17 protein-coding genes and 1 riboswitch are annotated in these 19955 nt (G+C 67.3%); of the genes, 8 read left to right on the top strand and 9 right to left on the bottom strand.

Annotation, left to right across the window (positions count from 1 at the left end; genetic code table 11):
- Nucleotides 1-41: 41 nt before the first annotated feature.
- From DFO50_RS00460 to thiC, 5 genes are all read left to right on the top strand, one after another.
- Nucleotides 42-608, top strand: coding sequence for a YceI family protein (locus DFO50_RS00460; protein WP_107888762.1), 567 nt, complete (start codon nucleotides 42-44; stop codon nucleotides 606-608).
- Nucleotides 609-684: 76 nt separating this feature from the next.
- Nucleotides 685-786: riboswitch (TPP riboswitch) on the top strand.
- A gap of 56 nt (nucleotides 787-842) precedes the next feature.
- Complete coding sequence (gene thiM, locus DFO50_RS00455) at nucleotides 843-1649, top strand: hydroxyethylthiazole kinase (RefSeq protein WP_112691901.1); 807 nt, start codon at nucleotides 843-845, stop codon at nucleotides 1647-1649.
- Entirely contained in the window at nucleotides 1646-2305 is a 660-nt protein-coding gene (gene thiE, locus DFO50_RS00450; protein ID WP_112691900.1) for a thiamine phosphate synthase, read from the top strand. The genes thiM and thiE overlap by 4 nt, the downstream gene beginning before the upstream one ends.
- Nucleotides 2305-3129, top strand: a complete 825-nt coding sequence (thiD, locus tag DFO50_RS00445; RefSeq protein WP_107888759.1) for a bifunctional hydroxymethylpyrimidine kinase/phosphomethylpyrimidine kinase — start codon at nucleotides 2305-2307, stop codon at nucleotides 3127-3129. The genes thiE and thiD overlap by 1 nt, the downstream gene beginning before the upstream one ends.
- Nucleotides 3130-3234: 105 nt before the next feature.
- Nucleotides 3235-5145, top strand: coding sequence for a phosphomethylpyrimidine synthase ThiC (thiC, locus tag DFO50_RS00440; protein ID WP_028497933.1), 1911 nt, complete (start codon nucleotides 3235-3237; stop codon nucleotides 5143-5145).
- Nucleotides 5146-5220: 75 nt separating this feature from the next.
- Here thiC and DFO50_RS00435 read toward each other — a convergent pair whose 3' ends face one another.
- The 3 genes from DFO50_RS00435 to DFO50_RS00425 form a co-directional block, all read right to left on the bottom strand.
- The gene (locus DFO50_RS00435) at nucleotides 5221-5736 is read right to left on the bottom strand and encodes a DUF2059 domain-containing protein (protein WP_028497932.1); all 516 of its coding nucleotides are present in this window, start codon (nucleotides 5734-5736) and stop codon (nucleotides 5221-5223) included.
- Nucleotides 5737-5822: 86 nt separating this feature from the next.
- A complete protein-coding gene (locus DFO50_RS00430; protein ID WP_107888757.1) occupies nucleotides 5823-7211 on the bottom strand; it encodes a sensor histidine kinase in 1389 nt (462 codons plus the stop codon).
- Entirely contained in the window at nucleotides 7208-7873 is a 666-nt protein-coding gene (locus DFO50_RS00425; RefSeq protein ID WP_107888756.1) for a response regulator, read from the bottom strand. Before DFO50_RS00425 ends, DFO50_RS00430 begins: the two co-directional genes overlap by 4 nt.
- A 217-nt stretch (nucleotides 7874-8090) precedes the next feature.
- On the opposite strand from DFO50_RS00425, the gene DFO50_RS00420 reads away from it, so the two are divergent.
- From DFO50_RS00420 to DFO50_RS00410, 3 genes are all read left to right on the top strand, one after another.
- The gene (locus DFO50_RS00420; protein ID WP_028497930.1) at nucleotides 8091-9188 is read left to right on the top strand and encodes an ABC transporter substrate-binding protein; all 1098 of its coding nucleotides are present in this window, start codon (nucleotides 8091-8093) and stop codon (nucleotides 9186-9188) included.
- Between the two features lie 61 nt (nucleotides 9189-9249).
- Nucleotides 9250-10992: an iron ABC transporter permease gene (locus DFO50_RS00415; protein ID WP_112691899.1), complete on the top strand. Its 1743-nt coding sequence runs from the start codon at nucleotides 9250-9252 to the stop codon at nucleotides 10990-10992.
- The gene (locus tag DFO50_RS00410) at nucleotides 10985-12049 is read left to right on the top strand and encodes an ABC transporter ATP-binding protein (protein WP_112691898.1); all 1065 of its coding nucleotides are present in this window, start codon (nucleotides 10985-10987) and stop codon (nucleotides 12047-12049) included. The genes DFO50_RS00415 and DFO50_RS00410 overlap by 8 nt, the downstream gene beginning before the upstream one ends.
- A gap of 21 nt (nucleotides 12050-12070) precedes the next feature.
- Here DFO50_RS00410 and mfd read toward each other — a convergent pair whose 3' ends face one another.
- From mfd to rlmB, 6 genes are all read right to left on the bottom strand, one after another.
- Nucleotides 12071-15466 carry a transcription-repair coupling factor gene (gene mfd, locus DFO50_RS00405; RefSeq protein WP_112691897.1) on the bottom strand — a complete coding sequence of 1132 codons (3396 nt, stop codon included), beginning with the start codon at nucleotides 15464-15466 and terminating at the stop codon, nucleotides 12071-12073.
- Between the two features lie 85 nt (nucleotides 15467-15551).
- Nucleotides 15552-15884: an EscU/YscU/HrcU family type III secretion system export apparatus switch protein gene (locus DFO50_RS00400; protein ID WP_107888755.1), complete on the bottom strand. Its 333-nt coding sequence runs from the start codon at nucleotides 15882-15884 to the stop codon at nucleotides 15552-15554.
- Nucleotides 15881-17047 (bottom strand): flagellar hook-length control protein FliK, encoded by a 1167-nt coding sequence (locus DFO50_RS00395; RefSeq protein WP_107888754.1) that lies wholly within the window; start codon nucleotides 17045-17047, stop codon nucleotides 15881-15883. The genes DFO50_RS00400 and DFO50_RS00395 overlap by 4 nt, the downstream gene beginning before the upstream one ends.
- A gap of 155 nt (nucleotides 17048-17202) precedes the next feature.
- Nucleotides 17203-18726, bottom strand: coding sequence for a multicopper oxidase family protein (locus DFO50_RS00390; RefSeq protein WP_158537382.1), 1524 nt, complete (start codon nucleotides 18724-18726; stop codon nucleotides 17203-17205).
- Nucleotides 18727-18789: 63 nt separating this feature from the next.
- Entirely contained in the window at nucleotides 18790-19155 is a 366-nt protein-coding gene (locus tag DFO50_RS00385) for a hypothetical protein (RefSeq protein ID WP_146744994.1), read from the bottom strand.
- A 14-nt stretch (nucleotides 19156-19169) separates the two neighbouring features.
- A complete protein-coding gene (gene rlmB / locus DFO50_RS00380) occupies nucleotides 19170-19916 on the bottom strand; it encodes a 23S rRNA (guanosine(2251)-2'-O)-methyltransferase RlmB (protein ID WP_107888752.1) in 747 nt (248 codons plus the stop codon).
- Nucleotides 19917-19955 lie beyond the last annotated feature (39 nt).

Raw genomic sequence — 19955 nt, 5'->3', positions numbered from 1 at the left:
CAACGGTATAACTCACTTATCGTTGTCGCCCGGAGGCCATCATGAAATACGCGCTGCTGTTTTGCCTGCTGCCACTGGCGGCCGCGGCCGCGCCGGTGCGCTATGACATCGAATCGACGCACAGCTATCCGACTTTCGCCGTCAGCCATTTCGGCTTTTCCGAACTGATCGGGCGCTTCAACCGGACCCAGGGCTTTATCGTGCTCGACCGCGAGGCGCAGCGCGGCGAGATCGAGGTGAGCATCGACGCCGCGTCGATCGACACCGGCCTGCCGGCGCGCGATACCGTACTGCGCAGCAAGGATTTCTTCCAGGTCAGCCAGTATCCGGTGCTGCGCTTTCATTCCACGCAGTTGCGCTTCGACAAGGATCAGCCGGTGGCCGCGGACGGCGAGCTGACCCTGACCGGCATCACCCTGCCGGTCGCGCTGAAAATCGAGCGGCTGACTTGCGGCCGGCATCCGTACTGGGGCCGCAATGCCTGTGGCGCCAAGGTCACGACCGAGTTCAGGCGCTCGGCGTTCGGCATGAAGTATGGCCTGCCCTTCGTCGGTGACACCATCCGCATCCGCATCGATCTGGAAGCGCTGGAAAGCCCGGCCGACTGAGGCCGCTGCGACGACGGCCGGCGCCGGCAGTGCATTGACGGCCCGCGCCGCTGGCCGCACAATCGGCGCTCGTTTCAACCGTGACTCGGGGTGTCGACGGCGTTTGCCGTCGGCTGAGATAGTCCCGCAATCACCTGATCTGGGTCATGCCAGCGTAGGGAGGTCACGATGCCGCGCCGGCTTTCGCCCGTGCGCCGCTCGCGCTTCCGCTGTCATGCTGCCCGAAGGGACCGCATGTCGGAATCGACGCCACTCACTTCCGCCCGTGCCGCGCACGAGATCGCCCGTGTCCGCGCCGCGGCGCCTCTGGTCCATTGCCTGACCAATTCCGTGGTCACCCCGTTTACCGCCAATGTGCTGCTGGCGTGCGGGTGTGCGCCCGCCATGGTGGTTGCCCGCGAAGAGGTTGCTGCGTTCGCCGCCGTGGCCTCGGCACTGTCGGTCAATGTCGGGACGCTGGATTCGCACCAGGCCGAGGCGATCCTGCTGGCGGTTCGCGCCGCTGCCGAGGCCGGTACGCCGTGGACACTGGACCCGGTCGCCGTGGGCGCGCTGGCCTATCGCACGGCATTCAGCCATGAGCTGCTGGCGTTTGCGCCGGCGGCAATCCGCGGCAATGCGTCGGAAATCATCGCGCTGGCCGGACTCGGTCATGGCGGCCGCGGCGTCGACAGCACCGCCGGCAGCGACGAGGCGGTCAGTGCCGCCGTGGCACTGGCGCGCCGGACCGGCGCCGTCGTCGCGGTGACCGGTGCCACCGACTACATTACCGATGGCGAACGACTGCTGTCGGTCGCCAATGGCCACCCGCTGCTGCAACGGGTGACCGGTACCGGCTGCTCGCTGTCGGCGCTGGTCGCCGCCAGCATGGCCGGGGCGCCGGACCGGCTGCATGCCGCCGCCAGTGCCTGCGCATGGATGGCCATTGCCGGCGAACAGGCTGCCGAACAGGCCGCCGGTCCCGGCAGTTTCGCCGTGGCGCTGCTTGATGCGCTGGCCGGGCTCGATGCCCCGACCCTGGAACGGAGGCTGCCGGCATGAGGCGCGAACTCGATCTGACCGTCTATCTGGTACTCGACCCCGACCTGTGCGGCGGCATCGACGGCATGTGCCGGGTGACCGAGAGCGCGCTGGAAGGCGGCGTCACCCTGGTGCAGCTGCGTGCGCCGCAGTGGAAGAAACGGCAGTGGGTCGACGCCGCGCGCGCGCTGTTGCCGCTGTGCCGCTGTGCCAATGTCCCGCTGCTGATCAATGACCAGGTCGATGTGGCGCTGGCGGTCGACGCCGACGGTGTCCATGTCGGCCAGCAGGACCTGCCGGTGGCAGAAGCCCGGCGCCTGCTCGGTCCGTCGCGCATTGTCGGCCTGTCAGCGTCGAATGCCGCCCAGCTGGCCGCCGTCGATGCCGGGGTGGTCGACTACGTGGGCGTCGGTCCGGTCTACCCGACCGGCACCAAGCCGGATGCGTCGCCGGTGATCGGCCTGGCCGGCTTTGGCGAGCTGATGCGGCAGAAAACGCTGCCGGCGGTCGCCATTGGCGGCATCGGCCCCGCCAATGCCGCCGCCGTCTATGCGGCCGGTGCCGACGGCATTGCCGTGGTGTCGGCCATCTGTGCCGCCGCCGACCCGCGTGCCGCTGCTGCCGCCCTGCGGGCGCTGAGCCACGTTTCCGCCACCCCGTCCGCCAGCGAGTCCTGATGTCCCTGCCCGAACATCCCGCCTTCATTCCGCATGCCCTGACCATCGCCGGCTCCGATTCCGGCGGCGGCGCCGGCATCCAGGCCGACCTGAAAACCTTTTCCGCGCTTGGCGCCTATGGCCTGTCGGTCATCAGCGCGCTGACTGCGCAGAACACGCGCGGTGTCACCGGTGTGCACGCGGTGCCACCGGCCTTTGTCGCCGCCCAGCTGGACGCGGTGTTCAGCGATATCCGCATCGACGCCGCCAAGTGCGGGATGCTGGCCACGGCCGACATCATTCATGCCGTTGCTGCCAGCGTCCGCCAGCACCGGCCGAAGTGGCTGGTGCTGGATACGGTGATGATCGCCAAGGGCGGCCATCCGCTGCTGGCCGCCGACGCCGTGGCGGCGCTGCGCGACGAATTGCTGCCGCTGGCATCGCTGATCACCCCGAACCTGCCGGAGGCCGCCGCGCTGCTGGGCGAGCCGGTGGTGCGCGACGAGGACGGCATGCTGGCCCAGGCCGAGCGCCTGCTGGCGCTGGGGGCTGACGCGGTGCTGATGAAGGGCGGTCATCTGGAGAACACGGCGGACAGCCCGGACTGGCTGGTGACCCGCGATGGCGCCGAACGCTTCCCGGCGGTACGCGTTGTCACCCGCAATACCCACGGTACCGGCTGCACCCTGTCCGCCGCGCTGACGGCGCTGCGGCCGCAGCGACGCAACTGGGCCGAGACCGTTCACGACGCCAAGCACTGGCTGACCGAGGCGCTGACAGCGGCCGACCGGCTGCAGGTCGGACACGGTATCGGCCCGGTCCATCATTTCCATGCCTGGTGGTAACGCCATTCCGACGCCCGGCCGGCCGCGCGACAGCGCATCGCGAACTGCTGGCGTCTGCAAACCGGGTGGCCTGAACGCCACCCAGAAACCGAGAGAGAACTGCCCATGACCGCCCGCGATTTCCGTGCCGACGACGCCCATGTCGACCAGGCCGCCATCCAGCCGCTGCCCGCGTCGAAGAAAATCTATGTGCAGGGCTCGCGTCCCGACCTGCGCGTGCCGATGCGCGAGATCAGCCTGACCGATACCACGCTGAACGGTGGCGTCGAAGCCAATCCGCCGGTGACGGTCTATGACACGTCCGGGCTCTATACCGATCCGGATGCGCGCATCGATATCCGCAAGGGGCTGCCCGAGCTGCGTGCACCGTGGATCGACGAGCGCGGTGACACCGAGCGGCTGGCGCAACTGACCAGCGCCTTCGGCCGCAGCCGGCTGGCCGATGCCAGTCTCGATCCGTTGCGCTTCGAACTGGTGCGCACGCCGCGCCGCGCCCGCGCCGGCAGCAATGTCACCCAGATGCACTATGCGCGCCAGGGCATCGTCACCCCGGAAATGGAATTCGTCGCCATCCGCGAGAACCTGCGCCGCCGCGAGTATCTGGAAAGCCTGCGCGCCAGCGGCCCGCAGGGTGAAAAGATGGCGGCCTTCATGACCCGCCAGCACCCGGGCGAAAGCTTCGGCGCCAGCATTCCGGCCGAGATCACGCCGGAATTCGTGCGCGACGAGATCGCCCGCGGCCGCGCCGTCATCCCGGCCAACATCAATCACCCGGAAGTCGAACCGATGATCATCGGCCGCAATTTCCTGGTGAAGATCAATGGCAATATCGGCAATTCGGCCGTCACGTCGTCGATCAACGAGGAAGTCGACAAGATGACCTGGGGCATCCGCTGGGGTGCGGACACCATCATGGATCTGTCGACCGGCAAGCATATTCACGAAACGCGCGAGTGGATCATCCGCAACAGCCCGGTGCCGATCGGCACGGTGCCGATCTATCAGGCGCTGGAAAAGGTGAACGGCAAGGCCGAGGACCTGACCTGGGAGCTGTTCCGCGACACGCTGATCGAGCAGGCCGAGCAGGGGGTCGACTATTTCACCATCCACGCCGGCGTGCGCCTGGCCCACGTGCCGCTGACCGCCAACCGCATGACCGGCATCGTCAGCCGCGGTGGCTCGATCATGGCCAAGTGGTGTCTGTCCCACCATCAGGAAAATTTCCTGTACACCCGCTTCGACGATATCTGCCAGATCATGAAGGCCTACGACGTCAGCTTCAGTCTTGGCGACGGCCTGCGTCCGGGCTCGGTCTGGGATGCGAACGACGAGGCACAACTGGCCGAACTGAAGACTCTGGGCGAACTGACGCAGATTGCCTGGAAACATGATGTGCAGGTGATGATCGAAGGCCCGGGCCATGTGCCGATGCAGCTGATCAAGGAGAACATGGACAAGCAGCTGGAATGGTGCGACGAAGCGCCGTTCTACACCCTGGGCCCGCTGACCACCGACATCGCCCCCGGCTACGATCACATCACGTCGGCGATCGGTGCCGCGCAGATCGGCTGGTATGGCACGGCGATGCTGTGCTACGTGACGCCGAAGGAGCACCTGGGGCTGCCGAACAAGGCCGACGTCAAGGAAGGCATCATCACCTACAAGCTCGCCGCGCACGCCGCCGACCTGGCCAAGGGCCATCCCGGCGCGCAGATCCGCGACAATGCGCTGTCCAAGGCCCGCTTCGAGTTCCGCTGGGAAGATCAGTTCAACCTCGGCCTCGACCCGGACCGCGCCCGCGAGTTCCATGACGAAACCCTGCCGAAGGACAGTGCCAAGGTCGCGCATTTCTGCTCGATGTGCGGCCCGCACTTCTGCTCGATGAAGATCACCCAGGACGTGCGCGATTTCGCCGCCCGTCAGGGTATCGCCGAACAGGACGCGCTGCGCCAGGGCATGGAGACCAAGGCCATCGAGTTCAAGAAGGGCGGCGGCAAGCTGTACGACAAGGTGTAAGCGGGCAACTGCCATGTCCTGACACAGAAACGCCACCCCTCGGGGTGGCGTTATTGCGTGGGCCGGCGATGACGCTCAGTGCTTGCGGGCGGCCTTGTCTTCCTGCATCTGCTTGACCGACTCGGCCAGCGCGGCCTGCAGGCGCGGCACGATGACGCTCATGCGCTCCTGGATCTGCGCCGTGGTCCGCTTCGAGACTTCCGGCATTTTGGTGGTCAGCATTTTGCCGGTCGGCGTGCGGTAGAAGGCGATCAGCTGGTCGATCTCGTCCTGGGTGAACACTTCCTGGTACAGCTTCACATAGCCAGGGCGCAGCGCCTCCCAGCTCAGTTCGGTACGGATCGTTTCCAGCGACTTGCTGGCATACAGGCGCAGCGCCTTTTGCTGGTCGGCATCGAGCTGCATTTCCGTGATCAGCTCCTGGTTGATGTTTTCCAGCACCTGGCCGGCCTGGTCGGACATCTGCACGGCCAGCTGTCTGGCACCGGTGACATCCAGCAGGGTGTCGATGGACTCGACACTGGGCGTGGCGGCCAGCGCGGGGCGGATCAGGCAGGTGGCGAACAGGACAATGGCGAGCAGACGGCGCATGGCGTAATGACTTTTGGATTGAGGTCCGCGCATTGTGCCATGTCCGGGCCGGATTGCATGCCGATTGCCATTGTCGGCCGCAGGGGTCAGGGCGGCGCAGGATGACCGGCAAAGCTGACGTGCACCGTCAGCCCGCCGCCTGGCGTATCGTCGAGCCGGATGCGGGCCGCATGGCGGTGGGCGATTTCGCGCACGATGGCCAGCCCCAGTCCGCTGCCGTCGGCCCGGGTGCCGGCCACGCGGTAGAAACGGCTGAAGACCTTGTCGCGTTCGGCCGGCGCGATGCCGGGGCCGTTGTCGATCACGGCCAGCCGGGGCCCGTCGGAACTGGTGGTGACGGCGACGGTGAGGCGCGGGCCGGCGTGGCGGATGGCATTGTCGATCAGGTTGCCGATCATTTCCTGCAGCAGGGCCGGCTGGCCCTCCATCCAGGCGTGCTGCGCGCCGTCGTAGCCGAGGTCGATGCCATGCCGGCGGGCGACCGGCGACCATTCCAGTGCCACGTCGCGCGCCAGCGCCGCCAGATCGACCGGCTCGCTGGTGGCCACCAGACCGCTGTCCGGCTCCAGTCGTGATAGCGACAACAGTTGCTGGACGCCGTGGGAGGCCTGATGCAGCGTGTGCAGCTGGCCGCGCAGCCGCTGATGCAGCACGGCCGGGTCCTGTTCGCGCAGTGCCAGTTCGGTCTGGGCCTGGATGACCGCCAGCGGTGTCTTCAGCTGGTGGGCAGCATCGTCGAAGAAGCGCCGGCGCGCGCTCAGCATCTGCTGCATCCGTTCCACATGCCGATTCAGCGCGGTGACCAGTGGGCGGATTTCGGTCGGCAGATCGCGGGTGTCCAGTGCCTGCAGCCTGTCGCCCCGCTGCGCGCCGAGCGCTGCCGACAGCCGGTCCAGCGGCTTGAGGCCATGACCGATGGCGAACAGCACGATGGCCAGCGCCAGTGAGACCAGTACCACTTCCTGCTGCAGCGAGCCGATCAGGATTTCGCGCGCGAGCTGGCGGCGCAGTTCCGGGGTTTCGCCGACCAGCACCCACACGCTGCGGTGGCTGCCGCGACTGACGTCGTAGACCGGCTGGCGCAGCGCGATCAGGCGCAGGGTGTCATCGCGAAACGGGGCTTCGTAGTACTGCGGGCGGAAGTCGGGCGGACCGTTGCCGGCCGGCAGCGGCAGGTCGGCGTAGCCGGTCAGCGTGCTGCCGTTGTCCTCGGCCACCCGGTAGAACACCCGCCCCTGGGAATTGGCTTCGAACAGCTCCAGTGCCAGATAGGGCAGATCGACCTGCAGGCGGTTGCCATCCAGCCGCACCCCTTCGGCGATGGCCTTGGCCGAGGTGAACAGCGTACGGTCGAAAGCCATGTTTGCCGTGCCCATGGCGCGCTGGTAGGTCAGCCAGGCGTCGAAACCGAGCAGGACCAGCAGCGGCAGCAGCAGCCAGACCGCCAGCTTCAGGCGCAGGCTGGACAGTGTCATTTCGCTTCCAGCAGATAGCCGAGGCCGCGCAGGGTGACGATGGCGACCGGGGCGTGGCCGAGTTTCTTGCGCAGCCGGTGGATGTAGATCTCGATGGCATCGGCGCTGCTGGACTCGTCCAGTCCGAAGATCTTCTCCGACAGCGTGTCCTTGCTGACCGCCTTGCCGTCGCGCAGGATCAGCACTTCCAGTACCGCATGTTCGCGCGGCGTCAGCTGCAGTCGCTCACCGGCCAGCGTGAACTGGCGGCCGGCACTGTCGTAGCTGAGCGGGCCGCAGTGGTGGACATTGCTTTCCTGGCCATGGCTGCGGCGGATCAGTGCCCGGGCGCGCGCTTCGAGCTCGGCCAGCTCGAAGGGCTTGGGCAGGTAGTCGTCGGCACCGAGGTCCAGCCCGCGCACCCGGTCGCCGACCGCGCCGTGTGCGGTCAGGATCATGACCGGCACCCGGTTGCGACGTGCGCGCAGCCGGCGCAGCACTTCCCAGCCGTCCAGCCGCGGCAGCGCCAGATCGAGGATGACCAGTGCGTAGTCCTGGGTGTGCAGTACATGGTCGGCGTCGGCGCCGTTGTGCATGCAGTCAACACTGAAGCCGGCCTGGCTCAGGGCGCGGGTCAGCGATTCGGCCAGTGGCAGGTGGTCTTCGACAAGCAGGATGCGCATGGTGACGGAGCGATGGAAAAACGGGAAATCCAGTGTAGCGACTCCCGCAATGCACAATGAAAATAATCCGCAGGCGGGCCGGGTTGAAAGCGAATCGAAAGCGGCGACTGCCTATTCTCGAGTCACACAACTGACATTCCGGGCGGCGCTGGTGCCGCCGGGGCCGCGATCGCCGGGCACAACGGCGGCCGGTCGTCAGCCCACAAGGAGATTCTGCATGAAGCGATTCAAGCAACTCGCGCTGGCCGCTGCGCTGGCCTGTACCGCCGCCACTGCCCTGGCCGATCCGCTGCCGCCCGGCTATCCGGCCAGCTACAGCAACCAGATCGCCGCCGCCCGCAAGGAAGGCAAGGTCGTGGTCTACTCGACGACCGATACCGCCGCCGTCCGTCCGCTGATCAAGGACTTCGAAGCGCTCTATCCGGGCGTCCGGGTCGAATACAACGACATGAACAGCACCGAGCTGTACAACCGCTTCATCAGCGAGGCTGCCGCAGGCGGCGGCTCCGCCGACGTGCTGTGGAGTTCGGCGATGGACCTGCAGGTCAAGCTGGTCAATGACGGTTTTGCCGCCAGCTATGCGTCGCCGGAAGTGGCAAACCTGCCGGGCTGGGCGCATTACCAGGGCCTTGCCTATGGCACCACCTTCGAGCCGATTGCCATCGTCTACAACAAGCGGTTGCTGACCGCTGCCGAAATTCCGCAGACCCATGCCGATCTGGCCCGCATTGTCCGCGCCAATCCGAAGAAATTCGCCGGCAAGGTCACCACCTACGATATCGAGAAGTCCGGCGTCGGCTTCAACTACCTGACCCAGGACTATCGCGTGGCCGGCAATGCCACCTGGGATCTGATCCGCGCGCTGGGGGCGACCGGTCTCAAGGTGCAGTCGAGTACCGGGGCGATGCTGGAACGCATCTCGTCCGGCGAGAACCTGATCGGCTACAACATCATCGGTTCCTATGCGTTCACCAAGGCCAAGAAGGACCCGTCGATCGGCTATGTGTATCCGAAGGACTACACGCTGGTGGTCAGCCGGCTGTCGGTGATTTCGAAGAGCGCACGTTCGCCGAATGCGGCGCGGCTGTGGACCGACTACCTGCTGTCGAAGCGCGGACAGACCCTGCTCGCCAACCAGGCCGACCTGTTTGCCATCCGTGCCGACGTGACCGGCGAGACGTCGATGGCGGGCCTGACGCGCCAGCTTGGCAACAGCCTCAAGCCGATCCAGGTCGGCACCGGACTGCTGGTGTATCTGGATCAGGCCAAGCGTCTGGAATTCCTGAAGACCTGGAAGCAGGCTCTCGCCAAGTAATACCGATCGACGCCCGCCGCGCGGCCGGATGCCCGCGGCGGCGTCCACCAGGAACACACCCATGACTTCCCCTCTCCCGTCGGCGCCGACCCTGGCGCCTGCGCAGGCCCCGCTGCGCCTGCCGCCCGTTCTGCGGCAGCTGACCCCCTCGCGCTGGCTGACCATCGGCCTGGTGCTGGTGGCGGTGCTGATGCCGCTGTCGCTGATCGTGTACCAGAGCCTGCTGTCCGCACCGTTCTTCATGCCGGACAAGACACTGAGTCTCGATGCCTACCGTTTCATTTTCGATGACCCGGACTTCTGGTCGGCGCTGGGCAATTCGGTCGCCATTGCCGCCGGCATGCTGGTCATCGCCGTGCCGCTGGGCGGGCTGCTGGCCTTCCTGATGGTGCGCACCAATCTGCCCGGCCGTCGCTGGCTGGAACCGCTGCTGCTGACGCCGGTGTTCGTGTCGCCGATGGTGCTGGCATTCGGCTATGTGGTCGCCACCGGTCCGGTCGGCTTCTACTCGCTGTGGTGGCGCAATCTGTTCGGCGACGTGCCGTGGAACATCTACACCCTGTCCAGTATCGCGCTGATCGCCGGCCTGACCCATGTTCCGCACGTGTACCTGTATGCCTCGGCCGCGCTGCGCAATCTCGGCGCCGATGTCGAGGAGGCGGCGAGAATCTCCGGAGCGACGCCGTTCCGGGTGGCGCGCGATGTCAGCCTGCCGATGGTGATGCCCTCGCTGATGTTCTCCGGCGTGCTGGTATTCTTCCTCGGCTTCGAGATTTTCGGCCTGCCGCTGGTGCTCGGCGACCCCGAGGGGCACCTGGTGCTGGCGACCTATCTGTACAAGCTGACCAACAAGCTCGGCATTCCGTCCTATCACCTGATGGCGGCGGTGGCGATGTGCATCGTGGCGGCCACTTTCCCGCTGGTGCTGTTGCAGCGCCGGCTGCTGCGCAGCGCCAGCAAGTATGTGTCGATCAAGGGCAAGGCCGCACGCCAGCAGCCGCTGCCGCTCGGCAACTGGCGCTGGCTGGCATTCGCCATCATCGGCCTGTGGCTGGCAGTGACCGTGCTGGTGCCCCTGTCCGGCATCGTGCTGCGCGCTTTCGTCAGCCACTGGGGCGATGGCGTATCGCTGCTCGACTCGCTGACGCTGTCCAATTTCACTGACCTGTTCGAGCAGGACAATATGGTGCGCGCCATCACCAATACCCTGGGGGTCGGCGTGATCGGCGGGCTGGTGGCGGTGGCCGCGTATACCGCGATCGGCTTTGCCGGCCACCGGCGTGCCGATGGCGGCAGCCGGCTGCTCGACTACATCGTGCTGCTGCCGCGCGCAGTGCCGGGCATCCTCGCCGGCCTGGCCTTCCTGTGGGTGTTCCTGTTCGTGCCGGGGCTGAAGGAGCTGCGGAACTCGATGTTCTCGATCTGGCTGGCCTACACCGTGGTCTGGCTGGCCTACGGGATGCGGCTGGTCCAGGGCGCGCTGATGCAGGTCGGACCCGAACTGGAAGAAGCCGCGCGCAGCGTCGGCGCCAGCCGCGGCCGTACCAGCCGCGATATCACGCTGCCGCTGATCCGCTACGGGCTGCTGGCCAGCTGGCTGCTGATCTTCATGATTTTCGAGCGGGAATACTCGACGGCGGTCTATCTGCTGTCGCCGGGCACCGAGGTGATCGGTTCGCTGCTGGTGTCGCTGTGGGCAACCGGCGCGGTCGATCAGGTCGCTGCCCTGTCGGTCATCAACATTGCCATGGTCGGCGCCGGTCTGGCGGTCGCCCTGCGTTTCGGAGTGAAACTTCATGACTAAGCTTGTTGTCGAAAATCTGCACCTGAGCTACGACGCCCATCCGATTCTCAATGGCGTGTCATTCCAGCTCAAGGCCGGAGAAGTGGTGTCGCTGCTCGGCGCGTCCGGCAGCGGCAAGACCACGCTGCTGCGCGCCGTGGCCGGGCTGGAACAACCGTCGGATGGCAAGATCCTGCTCGATGGCAAACTGCTGTATGACGGCGCCAGTGCGCACAACCTGCCGGTCGAGCAGCGCGCACTCGGGCTGGTGTTCCAGTCCTATGCGCTGTGGCCGCACCGTTCGGTATTCGACAACGTGGCCTATGGCCTCAAACTGCGCCGGGTCGGCACGGCCGAAATCCGCCAGCGCGTCGACCAGGTGCTGACGCAGCTGGGGCTGGCGCAACTGGCCGGGCGCTTTCCGTTCCAGTTGTCGGGGGGCCAGCAGCAGCGGGTCGCCATTGCCCGTGCGCTGGTCTACAACCCGCCGGTCATCCTGCTCGACGAGCCGCTGTCCAACCTGGACGCCAAGCTGCGCGAGGAGGCCCGTGCCTGGCTGCGCGCGCTGATCATCGAACTCGGGCTGTCGGCGCTGTGCGTGACCCATGACCAGACCGAGGCGATGGCGATGTCCGATCGCATCCTGTTGCTGAAGAACGGCCGCATCGAGCAGGAGGGCACGCCGGCCGAGCTGTATGCCACGCCGAAATCGCTGTACAGCGCCGAGTTCATGGGCAGCAACAACAAGCTGACAGCAAGGGTGGTCGCGGTCGATGGCCACCGGGTGCGCATTGCCGGCGCGGACTGGGAACTGGCCGGGCAGGCGATCGACCATGTCACCGTCGGCGCCGGTGCGCAGGCGGTGATCCGGCTCGAACGCGTCAGCGTGGCCGACGGCCCCGGCGAAAACCGGGTCCGTGCCCGGCTGGTGACGGCCATGTACCTCGGCGACCGCTGGGAGTATCTGTTCGACCGTGGCGACCTGCGCTTCCGCGCCTTTGGCCACACGCCACGAGAGGCCGGAGAGTACTGGGTCGAGTTTCCGGCCAACGACTGCTGGGTGTTTGCGGCGGCGTAGCCGTGCAGGGCGCTGGTGGCGTTACGCTGCCAGCTCCTTCAGCAGTTCCTTGACCCGCACCGCACGCATGGCCGGGTCGTTCAGCGTGGCTTCGACCCGCAGCTTGTCCTGGCCGGCGAGCTTGTAGTTCCGCTTGCTCTGGATCAGACCGATGATTTTCATCGGCTCGACCGGCGTCTGGCTGGAGAAGGTCAGCTGGATCGCCGTGTCCGACGCGTCGCAGCGGCTGACGCCGAGATCGCGCGCCAGCAGGCGCAGGCGGTGGCTGTCGATCAGCAGTTTGACCGGCGGTGTCGGCAGGCCGAAGCGGTCGATCAGCTCCTCGTGGATTTCGTCGATGTCGGCACCGGTGTCGCAACTGGCCAGCCGCTTGTACAGCACCAGCCGTTCATGAACGTCCGGGCAGTAGTCGTCCGGCAGCAGTGCCGGGGCGTGCAGATTGATCTCGGTCGTCACGCCCAGCGGCTGGTCGAGATCGGGCTCCTGGCCCTTCTTCAGCGCCTTGACCGCCGCCTTCAGCATCTCGGTGTACAGGCCAAAGCCAACTTCCTGCATTTCGCCGGACTGGCCTTCGCCGAGCACTTCGCCGGCGCCGCGGATTTCCAGATCGTGCATGGCCAGGTAGAAGCCGCTGCCGAGGTCTTCCATCGCCTGGATCGCCTCCAGCCGCTTCTGCGCATCGCGGCTGATGTTCTCCGGTGTCAGCAGGTAGGCATACGCCTGGTGGTAGGAGCGGCCGACCCGGCCGCGCAGCTGGTGCAACTGCGCCAGACCGAACTTGTCGGCGCGGTGGATCAGGATGGTGTTGGCATTCGGGATGTCGATGCCGGTTTCGATAATGGTCGAGCACAGCAGCACGTTGAAGCGCTGCTGGTTGAAGTCGCGCATCACCTGTTCCAGCTCGCGCTCGCGCAGCTGGCCGTGGGCGACGCCGACCCGGGCCTCGGGCAGCAGCTCGACCAGCTTCTCGCGCATGTTCTCGATGGTTTCGACCTCGTTGTAGAGGAAGAACACCTGGCCGCCACGCTTGAGTTCGCGCAGCACGGCTTCGCGGATCACGCCATTGGACAGCGGGCTGACGAAAGTCTTGACCGACAGCCGGCGGCTTGGCGCCGTGGCAATGACCGAGAAGTCACGCAGTCCTTCCAGCGACATGGCCAGCGTGCGCGGAATCGGCGTTGCGGTCAGCGTCAGCACGTCGACATTGGCGCGCAGCCGTTTCAGCTGTTCCTTCTGGCGCACGCCGAAGCGGTGCTCCTCGTCGATGATGACCAGCCCCAGACGCTTGAACACCACGTCCGGCTGAACCAGCCGATGGGTGCCGATGACGATGTCGACCGAGCCGTCGGCCAGCCCGGCCAGGGTGGCCTTCTGCTCTTTGGCCGAGCGGAAGCGCGACAGTTCGGCGACCTTGACCGGCCAGTCGGCAAAACGGTCGGCAAAGCTCTGTGCATGCTGTTCGGCCAGCAGCGTGGTCGGTACCAGCACCGAGACCTGGCGGCCGGCCATGGCGGCGATAAAGGCGGCGCGCAACGCGACTTCGGTCTTGCCGAAGCCGACGTCGCCACAGACCAGCCGGTCCATGGGCTTCTCCGCGCTCATGTCGGCGATGACCGCCTCGATGGTGGCCTGCTGGTCGGCGGTTTCCTCGAAGCCGAAGCCGGCGGCGAAGGCGTCGTAGTCGTTGGGGCTGATGGTGAAGGCGTGGCCGGCACGGGCGGCACGCTGGGCATACAGATTCAGCAGTTCGGCCGCGGTGTCGCGCGCCTTTTCGGCCGCGCGCTTGCGCGCCTTGTCCCACTGGCTGCTGCCGAGCCGGGTCAGCTGGACATTGTCGCTGGCCGAGCCGGCGTAGCGGCTGATCATGTGCAGTTGCGCCACCGGTACGTACAGCTTGGCGCTGTCGGCGTACTCGATGGTCATCATCTCGGTCAGCCCTTCGCCGAGATCGAGTGACTCCAGCCCCAGGTAGCGGCCGATGCCGTGGGTTTCATGCACGACCGGATCGCCGACCTTGACCTCGGCCAGATCGCGCAGCATGGCGTCGGTGTTGCTGCGCTTGCGCTGCTGGCGCGGCGTGCGTGCCACGGTCTGGTACAGGTCGGATTCGGTGATGAAGGACAGACCGGCCGCGCGGTCGACAAAGCCGCGCGTCAGCGTGCCGGCCAGCAGCGCGCAACGGACGTCGCCGGCGATGAAGTCGGCCAGGCTGTCCAGCGGAGTCGGCTTCAGCCCGTATTCGGCCAGCAACTGGTAAATGGTTTCGCGTCGGCCCAGGCTTTCCGCGATCAGCAGCACCCGGGTATCGGTGCTGTCGACGAACTGCTTGAGGCGGGCGACCGGCACGTCGGCGCGGCGGTCGACGTTCAGGTCCGGCAGCAGGGCGACATCGTCCGGCAGCGCGCCTTCGGTGTCGATGGCCAGCCGCGGATACGGCTTCAGCGCGCTCATCAGTGCATCGGGGCGCAGATAAAGCTGGTCCGGCGGCAGGCACGGGCGGGCGGTTTCGCCGCGCAGCAGGTCGTAGCGGCTCTGTACCTCGCGCCAGAAGCCCTCGGCGGTCGCCAGCGTGTCGGCGTGCATGGCGATGGCGGCGTTGTCGCCGAGATAGTCGAACAGCGTCGAGGTGGTGTCGAAGAACAGCGGCAGGTAGTACTCGATGCCGGCCGGCACGCTGCCGGCCGAGATGTCCTTGTACAGCCGGCAGCGCGACGGATCGCCCTCGAACGTTTCGCGGAAATGCTGGCGGAAGGTGGTGACGCCGTCGTTGTCGGTCGGGAACTCGCGCGCCGGCAGCAGGCGGATATCCTGCACCGGGTAGACGGTGCGCTGGGTGTCGACGTCGAAGGTCCGCAGGGTTTCGATTTCGTCGCCGAACAGGTCGATGCGGTACGGCAGATTGCTGCCGGTCGGGAACAGGTCGACCAGCCCGCCGCGAATCGAGAACTCGCCCGGTGCATAGACCTGGGTCACATGGGTATAGCCGGCCCGCGTCAGGTCGGCGCGCAGGCGCTCGACATCGAGCGTGTCGCCGACCTTGAGGAAGAAGGTGCGTCCGGCCAGGTATTCGAACGGCGACAGCCGCATCATCGCCGTGGCGGCCGAGGCGATCACCACGTCGGCCTGGCCCTGGCGCAGTTTCCACAGTGTCGCCAGCCGCTCCGACACCAGGTCGGCGTGTGGCGAAAAGTGGTCGTACGGCAGGGTTTCCCAGTCCGGCAGATAAGCGATCCGCAATGACGGCGCGAAGAACAGCATTTCGTCGGCCAGCCGGCGCGCGCTGTGCGCGTCGGCGGTCAGGACCAGCAGCGGGCGCCCGCCATCGCGGGCGATGGCCGCCAGCCGGGCGCTGTCGGCGCCGGGAGGCAGATGACCTAGGGAATGTTTCTGACCGGGAACGGGAAGGACTGACGACATGGGCTGCGATTCTGGACCGGGTAGGGCGGACGAAGCGGGGATTATACCGATGCGGTCGCCCGCGACCGCGCATCGGACCAGTACATCATGGGGTCGCCGGCGGGGATATCCAGTCGGGGAGTTGCGGCGGGTTCTCTTCGTCGGCACCGGCTGCCTGCCGTTCCAGGTAGTAGACGAAGGCGAGCACCTCCGCCACCGCCTGGTACAGCTCGGACGGGATCTGGCTGTCGAGATCGACCTGCATCAGCAGATTGACCAGTTGCGGCGACTCGTGGACGAAGACATCGGACGCCCTGGCGCGTTCGATGATGCGGGCGGCCATCTCGCCCCGGCCCTTGGCCACCACGCGCGGCGCGACCGAGCCCTGGCGGTAGGCCAGCGCCACGGCGCTCTGGCGTTCGGCGTCGCGGCGGCTCATGTTGCCTCCCGGTTCACGGAGTACTGCAGCAGGGTAAGTCCGGTTTCGCTCAATTGATGCTGGAGGCGGTCGCGCTCGGCGGCGATGCGGGCTGCCGTGCGCGGGTCGAGCGCATCCATGCGGATCTGTACACCCTGACCGTCCAGCGTGATGCGTGCCTCGATGGCGCCGAGTGACGGCAGGTTCAGTGCCAGCCGGCTGACCCAGCGGCGCGGGGCCTCCTCGCGGCCGTCGGCTTCGCGGTCCGGCGCGGTCTTGTCTTCCTCGATCAGCCACTCGAACGGCTGCTCCGGCCAGGCCGCGCCCTGCATCAGCACCTGGCGGTGTTCCAGCGTGTCGAGCTGGCGTGCGACCAGCTGTCCGAGGGCGGCATTGGCATTCTGGTGGCGGGCGCTGTCGACCTCATCGCCGGCCTTGCCGGTGGCCTGGGCCGGATCGTCGTCTGTGCGTTGCTGGTGCAGCAGTGCCAGTGTTGCCTTTGGCAGTTCCAGCTTCGCCTGTGGCTCGGCCCGGACCTGCTCCAGCGTGCGCTTGCCCTGCACCCACTCGGCCAGATGCGCCTCGTAGAAGGTGCCGCTGCCGGACAGCATCTGCTGCAGCGCGCCGGCCAGTGCCCGGGTGTTGACCTGGCCGTTGGCCAGCATGATCGGCCCCAGTTGCGTGGCTGCCGGCGTCGGCGCGGCATTGGCGCCGCCGGCCGCCGGGCGCTGGCCCGGTTGCGGCAGCAGCGGTTCGCGCACCGCCGGCTCGGCGCCACGACTGGCCTGGGTCAGCAGGGCACCCAGATAGCGCGAAGCGCCGGACAGGGTCACCCGCGACAGCTGTCGGTCGCTCTGCTCCTGGACCGGTTCGCTTTCCAGCCGGAATGACAGCCGCGGCGTGACCTGCGCCACGGTCAGTTTCAGCGTGGCGCCCGGTTCGGCCGCCAGCATCTGGCCACGGCCGAGGTTCAGGGTCAGTAACTGGTTTTTGACCAGCACCAGGAAACGGTTGCCGGCGAGGTTGTCCACCACGCGTGCCGATACCTGCTCGCCCGGTTTCAGGTCGGGCAGGCGGGCCGGCGTCGGATTGACCTCCAGGATCGGCCGGACGTCGCGAAGGACTTGGCCGAGCTGGCCCGGGGACAAGTCCCGGATGGTCAGGGTGGGCTGGATCGGTAGCATGGCGGGCGGTCAGAGTCAGGTGCCGGGATTGTACTGGTCCGGGCGGTCCGCGGCTAACCCCGGGGCGGACGACGGGTATCGGGAGAGGCCGCCGCGCAGGCGGCCTTCCCGGTAGTTTATCGACTCCCGCGCGGGGAAGTTCAGCCGTTTCCGGTTTACGCGTGCACGGCCAGCGTGCCCATCATGCCGAGATCCTCATGTTCGAGGATATGGCAGTGGTACAGGCGCTCGCCCGGGGTGTCGAAGCGCACGCGCAGGGTCAGGCTGGCACGCGGTGCCAGATTGACCGTATCGCGCCAGCTCGGCGGCTGTGGCTTGCCGTTGCGGGCGATCAGCTGGAACTGGCCGCCATGCAGGTGGAACGGATGATCCATATGGCTGTCATTGACCACCTCCCATTCCTCGATCTGCCCGACCTTGCCGCTCAGGTCGACACGGTTCATGTCGTAGGTTCTGCCGTCGATCAGGAACATGTTTTTCATCATGGCCATCATGCCGCCACCGGCCATGCGGTGGTCCATCGGCCGCTCCGACAGCACCACGCGGCGGCGGATGTCCGGCCGGCCCAGCGGGGCGATCGTCGCCAGCTGCGCCGGCAGGCTGAAGGCCGCTGCCGGTGCACGGTCGGCGACGGCGACGGTCATCAGCGGCAGTGCCGCGGTCTGCTCCGGCTGCATCATCTTGCCGCGCGCATACGGCAGCGAAACCAGTTGCAGCGACTGGCCGACCCGGGCCGGGAAGGTCACCAGCAGTTCGGTGCGTTCGCCCGGGGTCAGCAGCAACTGCGACAGACCGGTTTCCGGCCGGGCCAGCGCGCCGCCATCGGTGCCGACCCGGGTCAGGGTCGCGCCGGGCAGCGACAGCAGCAGATAGCGTGCCGCGCAGGCATTGAGCACGCGCAGGCGGCGGGTTTCGTTCGGCGCGACATCAAGTCGCGGCCGGTACTGGCCGTTGACCAGCACCACTTCGCCTTCGCGGCCGTCCATCCAGTCGGCCGGCGTGTGCGCGGCCACCTGGTTGTCGCGATCGAAGCGCTGGTCACTGATGACCAGCAGCGACTCCGGCAGGCCGGCGAACGGATCGTTGCGATGGCGGATGATGACGGGACCGGCCAGGCTCATCGCCACCTGGCGCGCAGTCAGGCCATGCGGATGCGGGTGATACCAGAAGGTGCCGGACAGGTTGTCGGGGAGGGTGAATCCGGCACGGAACGAGCCGCCCGGTGCAATGGCATCGCGCGGATGGCCATCGACGCGCGGATCGACCGGCAGACCGTGCCAGTGCACGGTCGTTTCTTCGGGCAGGCGGTTGTTCAGCGTGATGGCGACCCGGTCGCCGGCATTCAGTTCGATCAGCGGGCCAAGCGGCCCGGCGTTGTAGCTCCACAGCCGGGTCGGCGCCCCCGGCAGCAGTGCATGCCGGGTTTCCGCGATATCGATGACGCCGCTGAACGTGCCGGCCTCGGTGCTGCGGTTGGCCAGCCGGGGCAGGGTAGCCAGTGGCTGCCCCGCCGGCGGCAGGGCGTCCGGCGACGACGAGGGCGCATGCATGGCGGCCATGCCGTTCATCGGCATGCTGTCGTGCATCGGCATGCCGTGACCGGCGTGCGGATTGGCGCGGGCGGCCAGCGGCCACAGCGGAGCGCTCGCCAGGGCGGCGAGGAGAGTGCGTCTTTGCATGATCATTCCTTTCAGAGTCGAATCCCTGCCGTCAGGACGGCAGGCAGTGGCAGGCAGGAAAGATCAGGCGCGGGGTGGTTCGTCCGGCGGCGGCAGCGCGCGCGAGCGCAGCGGCGGGGTCGGGGCCGTGCGCCGCTGCGGGGTGAAGGGCAGCGAGACGGCCATGCCGCCCGCCATCGGTACCGCCTGCGGGCAGCAGGCGTGGGTGCCGCCACCGGCATGGGTCGCGCAGGATGACGGCGTGGTGTCGTCCGCCGCCATGGCCGACGGGCTGTGGCAGCGGCCGGCGGCCTGGGGGTGCCCGATCTGCGTCGACACCGATGCGCGGGGCATCGGCTGCATGCCGGCAAACGCGTCGGGCGCGATGGCCAGCGCCGCCAGCCACACGATGGCGGCCAGCAGCATGACGGGATCGAGAAGGCGTTTCATGGCTTCAGTATGGCTCAGCCGGCGGCCAGTACGCGCTGCCGGCGCGATTCGCTGAGTACCATGCCGGTGGCGACCGACACGTTCAGGCTTTCCACCGTGCCGAACATCGGGATGCTGACCAGCAGATCGCAATGTTCGCGCGTCAGGCGGCGCATGCCTTCACCTTCCGAGCCCATGACCCAGGCCAGCGGACCGGCGGCATCGCAGTGGTAGAGGTCGGTGCTGGCGTCCATGTCGGTGCCGGCGATCCAGATGCCGCGGTCCTTGATGTCGCGCAGGCAGCGGGCCAGATTGGTCACCTGCACGTACGGCACGACCTCGGCCGCGCCACATGCCACCTTGCTGACGGTGGCGTTCAGGCCGGCGGAGCGGTCTTTCGGCGCGATGACGGCGTGGACGCCCATCGCATCGGCCACGCGCAGGCAGGCGCCGAGATTGTGCGGGTCGGTCACGCCGTCGAGGATCAGCAGCAGCGGCGGTTCGTTCAGCGTGTCGAGCACGTCGTCGACATTGACGATGCGGTGGCTGACGTCGATGACCGCTGCCACGCCCTGGTGGCGCGCGCGGCCGGTCATGGCGTCGAGCCGGGCGGTATCGACGCTGATCACGCGCACGTTCTCGCTGGCGGCCTTGTCGAGCACGTCCTGCATGCGACGGTCGTCACGGCCGGCGGCGACGAACAGCTCGACCAGGCTTTTCGGCGACTGGAACAGCCGGGCGTTGACGGCGTGGAAGCCGTGAATGAGTTTTTTCTGCGACATGGGCGGACGATCCTGCGTGATGGCCGGCGGGGCAGGGCC

The sequence above is a fragment of the Microvirgula sp. AG722 genome, assembly GCF_003269145.1.
Taxonomy (GTDB): domain Bacteria; phylum Pseudomonadota; class Gammaproteobacteria; order Burkholderiales; family Aquaspirillaceae; genus Microvirgula; species Microvirgula aerodenitrificans.
This window is presented reverse-complemented; position numbering and strand designations above follow the sequence as displayed.

Excerpts from the sequence above, each read along its gene's own strand:
- DFO50_RS00460 (WP_107888762.1), top strand. The coding sequence starts at position 42 with ATGAAATACGCGCTGCTGTTTTGCCTGCTGCCACTGGCGGCCGCGGCC.
- thiM (WP_112691901.1), top strand. The coding sequence starts at position 843 with ATGTCGGAATCGACGCCACTCACTTCCGCCCGTGCCGCGCACGAGATC.
- thiE (WP_112691900.1), top strand. The coding sequence starts at position 1,646 with ATGAGGCGCGAACTCGATCTGACCGTCTATCTGGTACTCGACCCCGAC.
- thiD (WP_107888759.1), top strand. The coding sequence starts at position 2,305 with ATGTCCCTGCCCGAACATCCCGCCTTCATTCCGCATGCCCTGACCATC.
- thiC (WP_028497933.1), top strand. The coding sequence starts at position 3,235 with ATGACCGCCCGCGATTTCCGTGCCGACGACGCCCATGTCGACCAGGCC.
- DFO50_RS00435 (WP_028497932.1), bottom strand. The coding sequence starts at position 5,736 with ATGCGCCGTCTGCTCGCCATTGTCCTGTTCGCCACCTGCCTGATCCGC.
- DFO50_RS00430 (WP_107888757.1), bottom strand. The coding sequence starts at position 7,211 with ATGACACTGTCCAGCCTGCGCCTGAAGCTGGCGGTCTGGCTGCTGCTG.
- DFO50_RS00425 (WP_107888756.1), bottom strand. The coding sequence starts at position 7,873 with ATGCGCATCCTGCTTGTCGAAGACCACCTGCCACTGGCCGAATCGCTG.
- DFO50_RS00420 (WP_028497930.1), top strand. The coding sequence starts at position 8,091 with ATGAAGCGATTCAAGCAACTCGCGCTGGCCGCTGCGCTGGCCTGTACC.
- DFO50_RS00415 (WP_112691899.1), top strand. The coding sequence starts at position 9,250 with ATGACTTCCCCTCTCCCGTCGGCGCCGACCCTGGCGCCTGCGCAGGCC.
- DFO50_RS00410 (WP_112691898.1), top strand. The coding sequence starts at position 10,985 with ATGACTAAGCTTGTTGTCGAAAATCTGCACCTGAGCTACGACGCCCAT.
- mfd (WP_112691897.1), bottom strand. The coding sequence starts at position 15,466 with ATGTCGTCAGTCCTTCCCGTTCCCGGTCAGAAACATTCCCTAGGTCAT.
- DFO50_RS00400 (WP_107888755.1), bottom strand. The coding sequence starts at position 15,884 with ATGAGCCGCCGCGACGCCGAACGCCAGAGCGCCGTGGCGCTGGCCTAC.
- DFO50_RS00395 (WP_107888754.1), bottom strand. The coding sequence starts at position 17,047 with ATGCTACCGATCCAGCCCACCCTGACCATCCGGGACTTGTCCCCGGGC.
- DFO50_RS00390 (WP_158537382.1), bottom strand. The coding sequence starts at position 18,726 with ATGCAAAGACGCACTCTCCTCGCCGCCCTGGCGAGCGCTCCGCTGTGG.
- DFO50_RS00385 (WP_146744994.1), bottom strand. The coding sequence starts at position 19,155 with ATGAAACGCCTTCTCGATCCCGTCATGCTGCTGGCCGCCATCGTGTGG.
- rlmB (WP_107888752.1), bottom strand. The coding sequence starts at position 19,916 with ATGTCGCAGAAAAAACTCATTCACGGCTTCCACGCCGTCAACGCCCGG.